The organism is uncultured Luteimonas sp., from assembly GCF_947492465.1.
GTDB lineage: Bacteria > Pseudomonadota > Gammaproteobacteria > Xanthomonadales > Xanthomonadaceae > Luteimonas.
Genome location: NZ_CANLNF010000001.1, coordinates 986,416 through 1,000,810, shown reverse-complemented (window position 1 = coordinate 1,000,810; position 14,395 = coordinate 986,416). Strand labels below are relative to the sequence as shown.

Genomic DNA, 14,395 nt, shown 5'->3' with positions numbered 1-14,395 from the left:
CCTGCCTATGCAGCCTGATCCTCGATATCGACTTCTTCCAGTGACTCTACTTCTGCATCTTCGTCCGTATCGAACTCGCCATCGTCTTGTTCGATCATCTGCGGGAGACTTGCGGCAGCATCACGCACGTCAAGCTTGCCAGTGACAACATCAGCGGTCAGCTTGATACGGAACTCCCTAAGTAGAGAAATCTCTCGACTAAACCTCTCGATAGCTGCATCCACTTCCATTGCCATCGTCTCAATCGAGTCCACAATCAGCTGCTGCACTTCTACTGGTGGGAGCGCGATTCCTCTACAGCCGATTCTGTCTACATTGAGATTGCCCTGAGTGTTCACTGGCGCTTCTCTAAGTAGTTCCTGCTTCATCGCAGTGAACACGTAGTAGAGATAGTCACGATGCACCGAGTCACGGGGAACGAAACCAACAACGCTATCTGGAAAGCACGCCTCAAAATCAAGAATCGCAACTTCACCAATGTTTGCGGCAATCGTCATGACAAGCGTTCCCTTTGGAAACATCTTGCTTACTTCGAGTCCGCGCTCATTCAAGGTTTGACGATACGCCGTGATTGTCTTCCCCGATCTAGCGACCTCACCGGTCTGAATAAATGGGTAAGGGCCGTCGTACAGCGATGGATCGTTTCTTGGCCGGTGTGTGAACTTTCCCCGCAAGATCTGCGTCACTTGCTTGATTCGATAAATGTCCCAATGCTCAGGCACATCTCCCAGCCACTCAACCCCAGACGGTTTGAGGCGCACATCGGGATCAAGGCCACGGGTCACGGCGCGGTGGATGATGGCCCGCTTCTGTTCCTCCAGCAGCCGGATCAGCTTCTGCTTAGCTACGATGGCGCGACGGATTCGGCGGTCGGCATGGTCGAGGTACCGCACGATAGCGGCTTGCTCGTCCATCGGTGGAATCGGAAGTGGCGCGTTTAGAAAGGACTCGTCAGTCAACTGCAGACGGGAAATCCAGATACCTTTCGACCGAACTTGTAACTCCCACTGAAAAGCCTGTGATCGCACGAGCAAGTTCAGATAGGACGAATCCAGATCAGCCGAGGCAAGCGGTCTATAAACACCGTAGGCGGTGCTCACAATTCCATGATGCTGAGAAACGCCCAGCCCCCTCCCCCATGCCCAAAGACTGTTGATTACCAGATCGCCGGGCCAGCAAAGCTTATGGCCGACATAGGAAGACGCCTGAAACATGGTGACATTCGCGGTGCTTCTTGGGACAACTCCACGCTCCGAGGACACGGTTAACAACTCCTCGGCTCCCTGTTGGGATCGAAAGTCGATTGCGTGGAGAACTGTCTTCGCACGAACCACGTCCCAGTGGGCAGGAATATCTCCAAGCCATGTCAGCCCGGATTCCCTCATCTCCGCATAGGGCTTGAGGCCACTGATCATGCCAACACCTGCTGAAACCAAAGCAATGCTGCTTCGCCATCCTTGCGCACCACCGCGTCGACGCTACGGCTATGTCGGATAGCGTTGCGCAGCTCGGCAAACTGGCCGAAACGCGTATTGAGCACTTCCTTAGTGCCAAAGCGCGCCTCGAAGCGAGGCCACAGCGGCTTGTTGACCAATGTGTCCTGCAGCTCACGCAGGTCGAAGTATTCCAGCTGTCCTTCCAGCTTGGCGTAGTGGTCTGCATCCATGGCGGCGTTGCGCTTGAGTGCGCGTTGCAAGCGCTCATCCACCTTGTCGGCCACATTGGCCGGCACCAGTGCAGGATCGTCGGAAAGGCCAATACGAATCGTCTCGCGCAGGCGCAATTCGACTTGCTCTATGCCCTCATCCAACTCGCGCAGGGCCACAGGCAAGTCCAGGCGGCGCTTGACCAGCAGCGTCTCGATAGCCTCCTGGATCGTGCGCTGGCGTTCGGCGATGAAGGCCTCGAAGTCCTCCGGCGTGAACGGGTTGCGCAACAGAATGTCGAATGCCCTGTCAGAGACAAAGTGCGAGGCGAGAATGTCTCTCACCTGCTGTTCGCCGTTGTTGGCAATCAGCTCGGGCAGATACTCGTTTGGCAGCCGGTCGCTGATGACATGGCGATTTGTTTCGGCGGAAAGTGGCGTCCGGTTGAGGATACTGTCGCCCAGTGAGCCGACGTGCTTCTTTACCCATGCGCGAGGCACGATGTGGTGGTCGTCTAGGTCCCCGGCCACCGGCACAGTACCCTTCATCCAGTCTCTGGCGCCTTGCAGTACCAACAGGTTGAAGATGCCGTTGTAGATCGACGACCCACGTCGAGTTTCCTTCCGAAGTTCAAGGTTGCGGAAGTGATGCTTGAACTCCGCGATCAGCGCGGGCTCGTCGCCATCATCATCGATCCAGCGGCGCAGGTCTTGGAAATCACGGGCGGCAGTGGATTCGACAGACCCGGAGTAGCGGCTCGTGAAAACACTGGCCCAATACCAATCCCGCACTTTACGCTGCGCATCCAAACGGCGTACGGCGGGCAGGTTGGTGACATGGGCCTGCAACGCAGAGAAAGCCGGCAGGATGGACACATAAGGCAGGTACTGCGACGACGTTACACCGAACTCGTGCGGGTGCCGGAGCATGGCGATGCTAGTCTCCATCGCATCCACAGCGGCTTTCCAGCGGGTCGAAAACTCCGCCTCATCGGCGATCAGCACTTCTTGGGTGATTCTGCCGCTGGCGTCGCGGATGGGCTTGGCCTGCCCTGGCAGCAGGTAGTACAGGTACTTTGGCGAACAGTACGTTTGCCGAAGAATCGACATCACCTGCAGGATGTAGACGTTGAGTTTGTCGCTTTCGACAAATGACAGCCGGGGTTTGGCTTTGCGCCACAGGCTCTTCAGCTGAAGCCCCTTGGGCTTCAGCAGTGCGTTCATCAGATCGAAAATGTCGAGCTTCACCCCGCGGCTGTTGATCTGGGTGAAGATGTCGCAGACCTTTTCGACTTCCAGATCCCTATCCAGTTCGATATAGGCGATCTGGTACTGCTCGGTGACGTCCTTTACCTGTGCCCCGAACCCCTTCGCATCTTCAACGTGGCGGGATGCCTTGTCCGCTGCCTCGTCGTCACCATCAGCCTTGGCCGCATCGCGTCGAGCCAACCAGTAGGCTTCGTACTCACGGAACCAGTCCGGCAGCGCCCAACCACCCTTGCCCACGATGGCCAGCGGAAACATGTGCTGCTCGTATTGCGCCTGCGGATTGGCGAGCAATTTGGGGCCGTACTTGGTCCAGTCGTAGACAAAGGCGTCTTCGTCCCCTGCCTCCATGAAGCGGTCGACTCGGATGAAATAGAGGTAACGCTTCTTGCGACCTGGTAGCTTCTCGTCAGGCGCGATGAAGGCGTAGTGCATGGCAGTCAGCCGCTGCTGCCCGTCCAACACGATGTGCTCGCGGTTGCTGTCGCCCCCGCCATACCCGTAGACATGCTCGCAGGAAAGCGCGTCGAAGTTCTCCTTCTTGCCTTTCCACAACAGCAAGCTGCCGATGTAGTAGTCGAGGAAGATCGAGCGCATCAGATCGCCGATGTCCCAGGGCTTCCACTCGAATTCACGCTGAAAGTCAGGAATGACGAATCGGCCTTCCTTCAGTCGGGTAACCAAGGCATTCAAGCCGATATGGTCTGGCTTCTGGGCATCCTTCATGCCGCGCTCCCAACGATGTCGGCCAACAGGCCATCACTCTCGCGCTCCAGCGATAGGATGTCGGCCCGAATCTCATCCAACGTACGCAGCGGCGCCGGCTTGTAGAAATAGCGGGTGAAGCTGACCTCGTAGCCCGTCTTGATGCTGTCCGCCACGTACCACGCATCCGCGGCATAGGGCAGCACTTCGCGCTGGAGGAAGGCCTCAATGCCTCCCTCTTCCAGCAGCGGCACCTGCTCGGTGTCGCGCAGGTCGGTGTCCGGCTCGTACTCGACCACAGCCGGTTTGCCTTCGATAGTGGCGGCAAACAACCCACGCAGCGGGTCGGCCTTGACACCCTTCTTGTGCACCTTGCGGATCACCGGCGGTGCGGACTCGCCACGCTCGGCGGTTTCCTTGAGCTTCTTGATTTCAGCCGGCTTGTAGGCGCGATCTGGGTCAATGCCGACCAAGCGCAACGGGCGCTCGACCGTGACCTTCCAGTAGCCGAGGGCGGCGTTGTCGAAGATCTTCGACTGCTCGCCTTCCTGGAAGCCCAGGAAGGTGTCGAGAATGAGCTGGGTGTCCTCGGGGGCCAGTTCGCAATTCTTCTTGCCCAGGTTCTTGCGCAGTGGTCGATACCACTGCGAGGCATCGATCAGCTGCACCTTGCCCTTGCGGTTCTTGGGCTTGCGGTTACTCATCACCCATATGTAGGTGGCGATGCCGGTGTTGTAGAACATGTTGAGCGGCAAGGCGACGATGGCTTCCAGCCAGTCGTTCTCGATGATCCAGCGGCGGATGTTGCTTTCGCCCTGCCCCGCGTCGCCGGTGAACAGGCTGGAGCCGTTGTGCACGGTGGCGATGCGGCTACCCAGCGCGGAGCCCTGCTTCATCTTGCTGAGCATGTTGGCCATGAACAGCATCTGCCCGTCGCTGGAGCGGGTCAGCAGCGAATACTCGGGGTCCTCTGCATGCTCGATCAGGAAACGGGGGTCCTTGATGCCGCCCTTGCCGCCCATGCGTTCAGCATCGCTTTTCCAGCTTTTTCCGTAAGGCGGGTTGGACAGCATGAAGTCGAACTCGCGTGCGGGGAACGCGTCGTTCGACAACGTCGAGTGCTCAGGCCCACCCACGATGTTGTCGGCGGCGTCGCCCTCGCCCTTCAGCAACAGATCGGCCTTGCAGATAGCGTAGGTCTCGGCGTTGATCTCCTGGCCGTACAGATGCACGGAGACCTGCTTTCCGTTCTCAGCCGCCAGCTCGGTCAAGGTCTCTTCGGCGACAGTCAGCATGCCGCCGGTGCCGCAGGCGCCGTCGTAGAGCAGGTAGGTGCCGGATTCGACCTGGTCGGCCACGGGATCGAAGATCAACCGGGCCATCAGCTTGACCGCGTCGCGCGGGGTCCAGTGCTCGCCGGCCTCTTCGTTGTTCTCTTCGTTGAAGCGGCGGACCAGTTCCTCGAACACGGTGCCCATGGCGTGGTTGTCCAGGGCGGGCTGGCGGATATTGCCGTCGGCGTCGCGCACGGGCTCAGGGCCGAGGTTGATGGCCGGGTCCAGCAGCTTCTCGATCAGCGTTCCGAGCGCATCGGCCTTGGACAGCCGGGGGATCTGGTTGCGGAACTCGAAGTTGTCGAGGATGTCCTGGACGTTGGGCGAGAAACCGTCGAGGTAGGCCTCGAAGTCCGCCTTCAGCTTGGCCTGGCTGGCGCGGTTGCGCAGGTCGCGCAGGGTAAACGGCGAGGTGTTGTAGAACGCCTGTCCCGCCGCCTGGCGCAGGGCCGCGTCCTGGTTGGCGATACCGGCCTTGTCCAGGTTCGCCTTCATCTGCAGGACGGCAGGCTTGGAGGCCTCCAGAACGGCGTCCAGACGCCGCAGGACCGTCATCGGCAGGATGACGTCACGGTACTTGCCGCGGACGTACAGGTCGCGCAGGACGTCGTCAGCGATGCCCCAGATGAAGTTGGTGATCCAGCTGAGCTGGGTGGAATCCATTGTTCTTACGTCCAAAGTTCAGAACAGCCGAGCGCCCCCATCCAGCCTGACCGGCCGGATTGCGCTAGCTATCGGTAAGTGCAAGCTAAGGCAGGCGTCATCAGAACGCCAAATGCCCCTTGCAAATCAAAGGCTTGCATTCGATACGGCACGCAACCTCCCCCTATGCACCCCATTCTAGGTCGGGGTGTCTCACAGGGCGAGACGCGGCGCGGCAATTGCAGTGAGAAGAACTCTCAGAAACCCCCGGCAGGACGGCGGACCGGGTGGCAATCAAGATCAGACAAAGCCTTCCTCGACGAGGGTGCAACCGGCGGCCGTGATGTGATGACGTTGGCCAGAGCCTCCCACCACCCTGCTCCAGCTTTCGACGACGAGCATTGGTTCTGAGGACTGCCCTGCCCAACCGTAAGAGAAGCCGCCGTACATGCCCGGGATTGGAAACCACTCCTGGTCGTCGGTGGCATCGGCTGGTGCAGTGAGCCCCGGGAGGACGACCTCGTGCTCATCGATGAAATTGTCTGCCCGAGTTCGCATCAGCTCATGAAGGTTGCGCTCAATGGCGAGAATCGAGGTCGACTGGGCGAAAAGGCGCCCCCAGCGGTCTCCGGCACGACTTGGAACCGGCCGTCCGCGATACGCCGCTTGCAGCATGTCCGCGCAACCCGCTGACATCATGATTGGGGTGAGGCTCCGCCACGGGTAGCTCTCAAGCGAGGCGAGCACCTGCTCCCACGTGCACCACTGCAGGAGGGGTTCCTCGGTAGCCTCCGCGTCCTCCAGACCGTAGTCGATCTCCTGCGTGGTCAGGGCAAACAGGCCGTCCGGCAGCTGCTGCTTGACGAGGGAAAGACTTCCACCCTCGCCTGCCAAGACAAGCACCGGGCACAAATCTTTGCGGCCGGTCATATCCGGTCCTGCAGGGGCAGCCTCTCATCCGTGCCAGCGAGCTGGTGCATCCGCTCCACGGCGACGTTGAGTTGTCTGGCGATTGGAACTTTGTGGCTAGCAAAGATCGTCGCCAATGAGTGGTAGTAGCCCAGCGTGCCGTCGCGCCCTCCGGTGAAGCGGTCAAAGACCTGAACTCCAACGCTCGGGTCCTCCAGGTCCTGGGCGATCGCCCGAGCGTTGTGGAGCTTGTCGCACCCGGAAACGAGCAGGACCACCGGATCCGTCTTGGAGAGATGATCCAAGTAGTTCAGCTTTCGGCGGACCCAGTCGGCGCGCTTGGACCCCGTGTCCTGATGCGAGGCCTTCGACTCGGCCGAACCGTCCGTACAGGCCTCGACGATGTGGGCCACTTCATCGCCGAAACGGGTTCGGACAGACTCACGATGCGAGTCCCCGCAGTCCTCGATCACGTCGTGCAGTACCGCGGCAATCGCTTGGTTCTCGCTGCCCCCGAACTCGATCACGAGGCTTGCAACGCCAAGCAGATGATAGATGTAAGGAATCCCGGAGCCCTTTCGGGTCTGGGTCGCATGTGCGATTCGGGCGTAGTCGATCGCGTCTGTGAAGCGGCTTGTCAGCATTGTTCCCTCCCTTGCTGGCAGCCTCTCACGCCGGAGTCTCATCGCGCGCGACGGCGATGCGTAGGACGCGAGCTATTCCGCCTTTGGCGAGGACTTGCCGCGCAGTGTCTTCGTGGCCGCGACCTGCTTGAGCACGTCCTTCTTCTGACGAAGAGTCAGGTCGTTCCATTGCAAGAGCAACTCGGCCAGCAGATCGTCGTCGGTATACAGGAATGCCGGGGGAATACCGAGCACATCGGCCAGGCGCTTGGCCGTTTTGAGCTGCGGCTCGTGCTTGCCACGTTCGTACTGGTTGATTCTGGGAGAGGCCACGCTAGGGTCCAGACCGGCTAGCACGCCGAGCTGCGTCTGAGACAAGCCGGAGCGCTCCCGCGCCTGGGCCAGTCTGAGAGCAAATACCGGGTATTTTGCCGTTGTTTTCGCCACCAGCCGCCCCCCAAGGAAGCTTTAAGGATGGCGGAAGTGACCGGCGCTTGGATACTAAGGTATTCTTAGATGTCTAACAACCGTCCAGCCCGACCTCCATGGTGCAGCCCACCCCATCCTCTGTTGACGAACTCGGGGTGCAAGGGTGCCTCTACCTCTGGGCGCTATTGATGGGCCAAGAACATCGCATGCCTGTAGCCCAGACTAGGCGGATGACGCTAGCGGTCATGGCATACCTGCAAGAGCGAAGCATCATCGAAGTGCCTTGGCCCGAGACGCGTTGGGAGGTCAACCCAGAAGCCAAAGCAACCCCGATCGAAGGCCTACAGTGGCGCCTAGTGTGGACGGTCTATGAGCCAGCGCGATTGATCGATGCCCTGGACGACTACTTCGAGTCACTCGATCGAGACGATTTCACGACTGCCGTGCGTCTACGCCTCTGGATGGAACTGGGCTCAGCTGAATCCGAGCGGTTCTTCGAGCAGCAGCTAGTCAAGCACAAATTCTGCGCAGATTGGGCTCAGGACATTGCCTTTGCATACCGGGAAAGCTCGGTGGTCCTGACCTTAGCTCAGTGGCGATATTGCGCATGGGCGGCGGTGCGCCGCGGTGCCTCCATGGCGTTACAACATGGGCCAGATGCCAGCGGTCTACGCGACACGATCTACCAAGAAATTCGCCGTAGAGCCGCAACCGTCGCGAGTGGCGCCTGGAGCGGATGCTCGTTTCCTCCCTTCAACACACAGCCAGAAAGCGCACTGGGACGGGGGTTCGTGCATCGGCTAACCCGGCTAGGTGCTGCCTACTGGACTGGTTGGCCCAGCGCTGAAACCATTCTTGGGCATGATTTCTCTGGTGCGAAGATGGCCGGCACCCCCTAAGCCAGTGCCGCTCCACCTTGCCCTTGGTGCGAGCCCGGTAGGGTCGGCAAACGCGCGGCGTGAAGGTGCACTGCTCGGCCAGGTCCAGCATCTGCGGGTTCCAGCGATGCTGGCCGGGACCGTACGCGTCGCGGTCCAGCAGCACCGGCTTGGCGTTGTCGAACAGCACGTGCTGCGGCACGCCGCCAAAGTAGTCGAACGCCCCAACCAGCCCGGCCTCCCAGGCCGGAAAGCTCTCGTCATCACCAAAGCGCACGTAGGTCGTGCGGCTGTACCCAAGCGTGGCGACGAACGCGACCAACCGGTCGCGACCGCGCCGCACCATGGTGAAGTCCGCCTGCATCTGCTCGCCGGGCGCTGTCTCAAAGCGCACCACGGGGTCGGCCGGTGCACGCCGCAGTGGCGCCATGAACGCCTTGAGCTGGCTGATGCCGCCGGTATAGCCCTGCTCGGCCAGCTCGCGTAACAGCACCGTTGCCGGGATCACGTCTGGCTGTGCCGCGGCCAGGCGCGCTTGAACGTAGTCCTCATACGGCGAGAGCTTGGTCGGCCGCTTGGGCCGCGACGTGTACTGCGCCTCGGCGCCACGCAAGTACCGCCGCACCGTGTTGCGCGATACACCCAACTCCCGGGCGATCTCCCGGATCCCCTTGCCCTGACGGGCCATCACTCTGACTTCCACTGCTTCCTCCTGGGTCAACATCCAGGCGGCCTCCAAAAGGCCGCCATCCTCGCCCGGGTGGGTCAGTTTTACATCGGCGTGGATGGGTCAGTTTTACGTCGGCGGTAACAGCTGCAAGGAAGTCACAGATGAGCCGGCCAGATGGAATGACGCGCCTGGCGCTAGTCGCCTCCATCTGGCGTCCCCACGGCGTATCGGAAATCTCGCCATGAGCCTGCCATGTCTCCCCAGGTGAAGGACGCCCCAGCAACGCCTTGTTAAGGGCTCGGATCCGGATCATTTCCCCAGCCGATGGGTGATCGCCTTCTATCCGCGCCGAAACAATCACCCCGAACTCGCGCTCCCTGATGATCGACAAGATCAGGACATTGCCCCCCTGCTCAGCTGTCATCCTCGTTCACACCTGAAAGCGGAGAAATGCGCAGTGTCATCCCTGTCTCGCTGCGCAAGCGAAGTTGCTCCTTCAAGGCTGTGATTTCCGCCCTCTGACGCTCGATCAATGCCTCCCGCTCAGCAAGCTGTCGACTGAGATCCGCCGCGCCCCGTTGGATCCGGTCCATTCGATCAACAACTGCCTGTTCGGCGGCTTCCATCTGTACTCGGCTGCCGATGCTGAGCAGCCCCTGCCGTTCCGCAGCGGCATTGATCGCTGATCGCAATTCCGACTTTTTGAAGAAGTGCTGTTCCTTGCTCTGTGCCAAGCCCAATGCTTTCGTTATTTCCCGAACATTGACCTTGTTCTCAACCGTAACCGGCAGCGTGGGAGAACGTGTCGCCTCTGGTTGCGCGAGCCACTTCGCCATCTGCGCGTCCAACCAAGGCTCCAGCGCTTCCAGCAAGTCAGCAGTGATGGATCGCTGGGCCATCGACACGCTCCATTATGTGCTGGCAACCGCATGTCGGACGCGCAATTGCAAGCGCGTCTCGTCTCGGAAGGTGTTAGCGTCCAGTTCGAAAGCTAATCGGACGACTTGCCCCATTTCGACCGGACATACACCATCCCGGACTGCGCCAAACCAGATTGCGTCGAATCTATCTGGGCCGATGCCAAGCAACAGCTTCAGGTGGGTTCCGTCCCCGACTGGACGCAGAGTGAGGATTCGACCTTCGGCTCGGAAGACTGGCGACTCCCACTGCCGACCGAATGGCTCTAACACGGCGAGTTCGTTGAACAGTTCCAGGCTTGGGATCTGATCGAGCTCCCCATCCGTCAGAACCCGAGGTCCGAGGGTCCAGGCTGTCAAGGCGCGCGTGGCAATCGCATTGAAGGCGGTCGTGAACCGCTCAAGCCCCTCCCGCTTCAAAGTAACACCGCCGGCGCCAGCATGGCCGCCCCATGCAATCAGGTCGTCAGGGTGTGATTCGGCAATCTGTGCAAGCGCGTTTCGTATATGAAAGCCGGGCACTGTGCGTAGCGAGGCGGTGATGTAGTCGCTCCCCTGCTTAGGAGAAAAATAGGCCGCTGGACGTCCATAGGCCTCTACCAGCCGGGCGGCGCAAACGCCATGCACGCCAGGGTGTCCCTCCGGGTCGAACACGGTGATCGCCGTGCATCTATCCACCGCCTGTTGCTCTGCCATTGGAAGGATTCGGCGCAGCATCTGGGACTGGACCTGTTTGCGCTCGTTGTTGTGCTCTACCAGGATACTCGCCAGGCGCTCCGCTTCTTCCTCGTCATCGCACATCAACAGGTCGACGGCGCCAAGCGCGCAATCGAGCCTGCCGCGAGCATTAATGATTGGCCCGAAGGTGAAGCCCAAGGTCGCGGCCGTGATAGGTCCAGAACAGCGGGAGACCCGATACAACGCACGCCACACAGGACGCGCATCCGGCGCATTCATCAATGCAAGGCCACGTGTCAGTACGGCACGATTGTTCGGCGAGCGTGCCAGATCGACACAATCAGCCATCGTTCCGAGGGCGACCAGATCGAGCAGTCCACCCAGGCGCGGCGCATCAGCGGGGAGATGGCCCCGATCGATGAGTCGCTGACGAACTGCGCAACAGAGCAACCACGCCACATGGACGCCAGCAATATAGGGATCGGCAAACGTCGAATCCTCTCGAACGGGATTGACGCAGGCGAGCGCCGCCGAAGGCGGGCCTTGCACTGGAACGCCATGGTGATCCGTCACGACAGTCATGAAGCCGTGGTCCCGCAACCTCTCGATGCGAGCATGGTCCGAACTGCCTTGGTCTGCGGTAATTACGACTGCAGGACGAGGCGCCGTCTCCAGTATGCGTTGGGTCACGCTCTCCGAAACCCCGTAACCCTCTCGCAACCGGTGGCCGATGTAGCTGTGGATGTGGTCTTCGGGCACGCCGAAGTAGTCGCGCAGCGCGAACTTCAGGACCGAATGCCCCGAAGCGCCGTCACAGTCGAAGTCAGACAGCAGAATCAGCGGTATTCCTTGCATCACCGCATACGCGACGGCGTCGGCCGCGACACCGATGTCGGGAAGTCGATCTGGCGCATCGATGGCGCTCAGCTGCGGACGGACGAGCAGAGACACCTTCCCCGCATCGCCGTCACCCAGACGGCCTGCAATGATCCGTGACTGGAGGCGTGTATAGCCAGCAGTAATCGCGGCCTGCATAACGCTTTGAGATACAGGCCTGTCGCTGATTCGAACCTCTTCCGCCATTACTCGCTTTCCTTGTTGACCAGATGCAACTTGTCACGCTCCTTCAATAGTTTCTCGCGCCGCTGTGCTTCTCTTCGCCACCGATCCGCTTCACGCTCGGCCCGCTGGCGGGCCAGGAAGTGGGCGGCCTGACCGTCCAAGGCCGCACGAAGTTTTGCCATCAGGTCTGCCTTGTCTTCCCGAAGGCGAGAGATCACCTCGCTGGCAGTCCTTGGAGCCGCCACCTCGCCTGGATGCATCAACTTCATCACCCGGACTCTTTGTGCTTGATATTGACAGTTGGCGAGGGCGATCAAAGTACGCGAGTGTTTTGCTTCTTTGGCGACAGTCGAGAAATTGATCTGCAGGCGCCCCTCCGCCGCCAAGCGTTTCAACACGGGGTCCTTGGGCTTGCTCTTTTCGAGCCGGTCGATCGCTTCGTCGAAATCCTTCTCTACGACTGCGCGCGGAGGCCGCTTCTTAGCTCCGGACATCGGTAAGCTCCTGATTCACGCGAGCGTCGAGCGACCCAGTATTTACGCCAAGTCGTTCGAGAAACTTTTTCGCAACCGCGGCTCGTGTAGCCGCCACACGGAACATACCGCCCTGCCCTCGCGCCTCGGCCTGCTTATGTGCCACCGTGTTGGTGATATACCGATCCTGCCAGTACCCCACATGGCGCAGGTCAAAAATGAAGCAGTCACACCCCGCACAGAGCGATGGCTCGCGCGTGGTGAAGTTGGGAATGGACAGCCCGATGGGTCGAGTCCCCGCTGCCTTGTGGCAGCTCATGCTTTCCGGATTCATCGGGAAGCAGTTGCCATGAGGAGAAAACCACATATGCAGGCTATTGTCCCGAACGAAGCGCATCACGCGCCGCCAACCCACTTCCAACCCTGCGCCTTCGACCAACTCGCGCACCTCATCGATTCTTTGATCAAGTTGGAAGCCCATCTTCCCGGCGACCTTTGTCCGGCCGGTCGCCATTTCGTACATCTGCATGGCCGTGAGTTGGGACGCCATCGCGTTGATCGGCTCGATCTGGATTCGATTGCGCCCCCAATAGCCGCCTTCAGTGATCGCCATGGCCACGTGGTGGTACTGGCGCTGGACGGCCGGCAGCAGACGTGGATCGATCGACAACGCGAACTGCGCATAGGTCTTACGGAACTGATGCGGCCGGATAATGCGACCCTTCGACTCTCGCCAGGGGACGAGGTCATTCTCGGAAATCCGGTGTGCGGATTCATCCGGCAAGTCAGACAGATCTACCCATCGCTCAATGAATCTTTTTACGAGTTCATTCAGCGCGAGACTATTGAACTGCGTTATCCCTGCCTTCTTCCAGGCGAATGACTTCCCTGCATCGATCGAAACCAGAAGCCGATCCGTTCCGGCAAGCTCGCGCTCATGCACGAATAACTTATCGAGGACCTGCATGGCTCTGACAGGAAGTGGGATTTCGTCGCTGCCTTTTGGACGCATGCCAAGCAGCCAATCCACATTCCGTGGCGTCTCTTCTTCCTTTGTCAACTCGGACCTAAGCACAAATGCTTCATTGAGTCCGGACGACGTCTCCACGATTCGGACCCCATGCGGCAGACCGGTTTTTGGATCGACTCCCGCAAGCAATGCACATATCTCACTTGCCCGCATCCCACTTGAAGCTTGGATCGTGATGCACGCGGCGGAGCATACGGCTGAAACTAGTTGTCGCACCCGCAATATCGCACCATTCTTGCTGCCTCCTTTAGCCTTGTAGTTGACTAAGGGGTCATGCCACGCGTCGGATTCACCATCGATAAAAGAGAATTTATGTTCCTGCAGAGCGGCGTTTATCCGCTTTAGACGAGTGCTCTGCGTTTGGCCTGTGCCTTTCGGATGTGTCCCGATGCGGCGATATGCCTCCTCGATCTTCTCACGCAAAAGCAAGATGTCGTCGGCAGGCGCTCCCAGAAACCACGCAGCCTTGTTCACCAATGGAATGGCCACTTCGTCCGGCAAAGGCCGGATCCATCCCCGCACCTCGGTGATGATCCGCTTGGCAATTGAGTTGGCGCCCTTCTCGTCCGTCCATGGACGTTCCGGCATTGGCGAAATTCCGGCTTCTTCCAGTGCACTCCTCTGCAGCCAGAGCAAGTCGATTATTTTTAGGGGCATATAGGCGGCCCCTTCCTTAATTACCTCTTCGTCGTCAATCTCCACAGCAATGATCGACGGCAGATCATCGATGAACGCAGCAACAAATTCCTTGTCCATGTCTTTCGGCATGACCTGTCCACGCTCGACCATCCATGGCACGACGACCCGAAGCCCTTGAGTGAGCTGAGAGCCATTCCCAGTTTTGTAGGCTTTTGCTTTATCCCGGGGATCGACGAACAAACTCCAAACAAAGCGTCGCAGCCATCCAAGCAATTGAGCATGTTCCGGATCAACGAGGTTTCGCCCATCTGGCAGTTCCATATCCCATGTCACCTTGGCAGCCAACGGTCGCTGGCCGATGCTCGGATTATCCAGCCACCAGATCGGATCCAGCCATCGACTCCTCGATGACACCAAAACATCATTGAAATCGTCGTCAGCGCGCATGTGGAACGGGGCATCCGAAGTTGTGCGGATGATTTGTGCGGTCAACAT

The 14,395-nt window shown here is 59.6% G+C and carries 10 protein-coding genes and 1 pseudogene; all 11 read right to left on the bottom strand.

All coding sequences use genetic code 11. From position 1 onward, the window contains the following. Window positions 1-5 precede the first annotated feature (5 nt). Window positions 6-1,415 carry a restriction endonuclease subunit S gene (locus Q0863_RS04435; RefSeq protein ID WP_298575463.1) on the bottom strand — a complete coding sequence of 470 codons (1,410 nt, stop codon included), beginning with the start codon at window positions 1,413-1,415 and terminating at the stop codon, window positions 6-8. Further along, the gene (locus Q0863_RS04430) at window positions 1,412-3,637 is read right to left on the bottom strand and encodes a DUF262 domain-containing protein (protein ID WP_298575460.1); all 2,226 of its coding nucleotides are present in this window, start codon (window positions 3,635-3,637) and stop codon (window positions 1,412-1,414) included. Before Q0863_RS04430 ends, Q0863_RS04435 begins: the two co-directional genes overlap by 4 nt. Next, window positions 3,634-5,613 carry a class I SAM-dependent DNA methyltransferase gene (locus Q0863_RS04425; RefSeq protein ID WP_298575457.1) on the bottom strand — a complete coding sequence of 660 codons (1,980 nt, stop codon included), beginning with the start codon at window positions 5,611-5,613 and terminating at the stop codon, window positions 3,634-3,636. Before Q0863_RS04425 ends, Q0863_RS04430 begins: the two co-directional genes overlap by 4 nt. A 279-nt stretch (window positions 5,614-5,892) precedes the next feature. Next, the gene (locus tag Q0863_RS04420) at window positions 5,893-6,522 is read right to left on the bottom strand and encodes a hypothetical protein (protein WP_298575455.1); all 630 of its coding nucleotides are present in this window, start codon (window positions 6,520-6,522) and stop codon (window positions 5,893-5,895) included. Beyond that, window positions 6,519-7,145, bottom strand: a complete 627-nt coding sequence (locus Q0863_RS04415) for an HD domain-containing protein (RefSeq protein WP_298575453.1) — start codon at window positions 7,143-7,145, stop codon at window positions 6,519-6,521. The genes Q0863_RS04420 and Q0863_RS04415 overlap by 4 nt, the downstream gene beginning before the upstream one ends. 72 nt (window positions 7,146-7,217) lie before the next feature. After that, the gene (locus Q0863_RS04410; protein ID WP_298575451.1) at window positions 7,218-7,571 is read right to left on the bottom strand and encodes a helix-turn-helix transcriptional regulator; all 354 of its coding nucleotides are present in this window, start codon (window positions 7,569-7,571) and stop codon (window positions 7,218-7,220) included. A gap of 888 nt (window positions 7,572-8,459) precedes the next feature. Further along, a pseudogene (istA, locus tag Q0863_RS04405) lies at window positions 8,460-9,155 on the bottom strand (IS21 family transposase); the annotation flags it as partial. A gap of 359 nt (window positions 9,156-9,514) precedes the next feature. Further along, entirely contained in the window at window positions 9,515-10,000 is a 486-nt protein-coding gene (locus Q0863_RS04400; protein WP_298575449.1) for a hypothetical protein, read from the bottom strand. 12 nt (window positions 10,001-10,012) lie between these two features. Further along, on the bottom strand, window positions 10,013-11,779 hold the full coding sequence (locus Q0863_RS04395) for a DHHA1 domain-containing protein (RefSeq protein WP_298575446.1): 1,767 nt from the start codon (window positions 11,777-11,779) through the stop codon (window positions 10,013-10,015). Next, a complete protein-coding gene (locus Q0863_RS04390; protein ID WP_298575444.1) occupies window positions 11,779-12,252 on the bottom strand; it encodes a hypothetical protein in 474 nt (157 codons plus the stop codon). Before Q0863_RS04390 ends, Q0863_RS04395 begins: the two co-directional genes overlap by 1 nt. Further along, on the bottom strand, window positions 12,239-14,392 hold the full coding sequence (locus tag Q0863_RS04385; protein WP_298575441.1) for a hypothetical protein: 2,154 nt from the start codon (window positions 14,390-14,392) through the stop codon (window positions 12,239-12,241). The genes Q0863_RS04390 and Q0863_RS04385 overlap by 14 nt, the downstream gene beginning before the upstream one ends. Window positions 14,393-14,395 lie beyond the last annotated feature (3 nt).

What these genes read in the sequence shown, in the direction of transcription:
- Q0863_RS04415 (WP_298575453.1), bottom strand. Translation starts at nt 7,145, where the DNA reads ATGCTGACAAGCCGCTTCACAGACGCGATCGACTACGCCCGAATCGCA.
- Q0863_RS04390 (WP_298575444.1), bottom strand. Translation starts at nt 12,252, where the DNA reads ATGTCCGGAGCTAAGAAGCGGCCTCCGCGCGCAGTCGTAGAGAAGGAT.
- Q0863_RS04400 (WP_298575449.1), bottom strand. Translation starts at nt 10,000, where the DNA reads ATGGCCCAGCGATCCATCACTGCTGACTTGCTGGAAGCGCTGGAGCCT.
- Q0863_RS04420 (WP_298575455.1), bottom strand. Translation starts at nt 6,522, where the DNA reads ATGACCGGCCGCAAAGATTTGTGCCCGGTGCTTGTCTTGGCAGGCGAG.
- Q0863_RS04395 (WP_298575446.1), bottom strand. Translation starts at nt 11,779, where the DNA reads ATGGCGGAAGAGGTTCGAATCAGCGACAGGCCTGTATCTCAAAGCGTT.
- Q0863_RS04430 (WP_298575460.1), bottom strand. Translation starts at nt 3,637, where the DNA reads ATGAAGGATGCCCAGAAGCCAGACCATATCGGCTTGAATGCCTTGGTT.
- Q0863_RS04425 (WP_298575457.1), bottom strand. Translation starts at nt 5,613, where the DNA reads ATGGATTCCACCCAGCTCAGCTGGATCACCAACTTCATCTGGGGCATC.
- Q0863_RS04435 (WP_298575463.1), bottom strand. Translation starts at nt 1,415, where the DNA reads ATGATCAGTGGCCTCAAGCCCTATGCGGAGATGAGGGAATCCGGGCTG.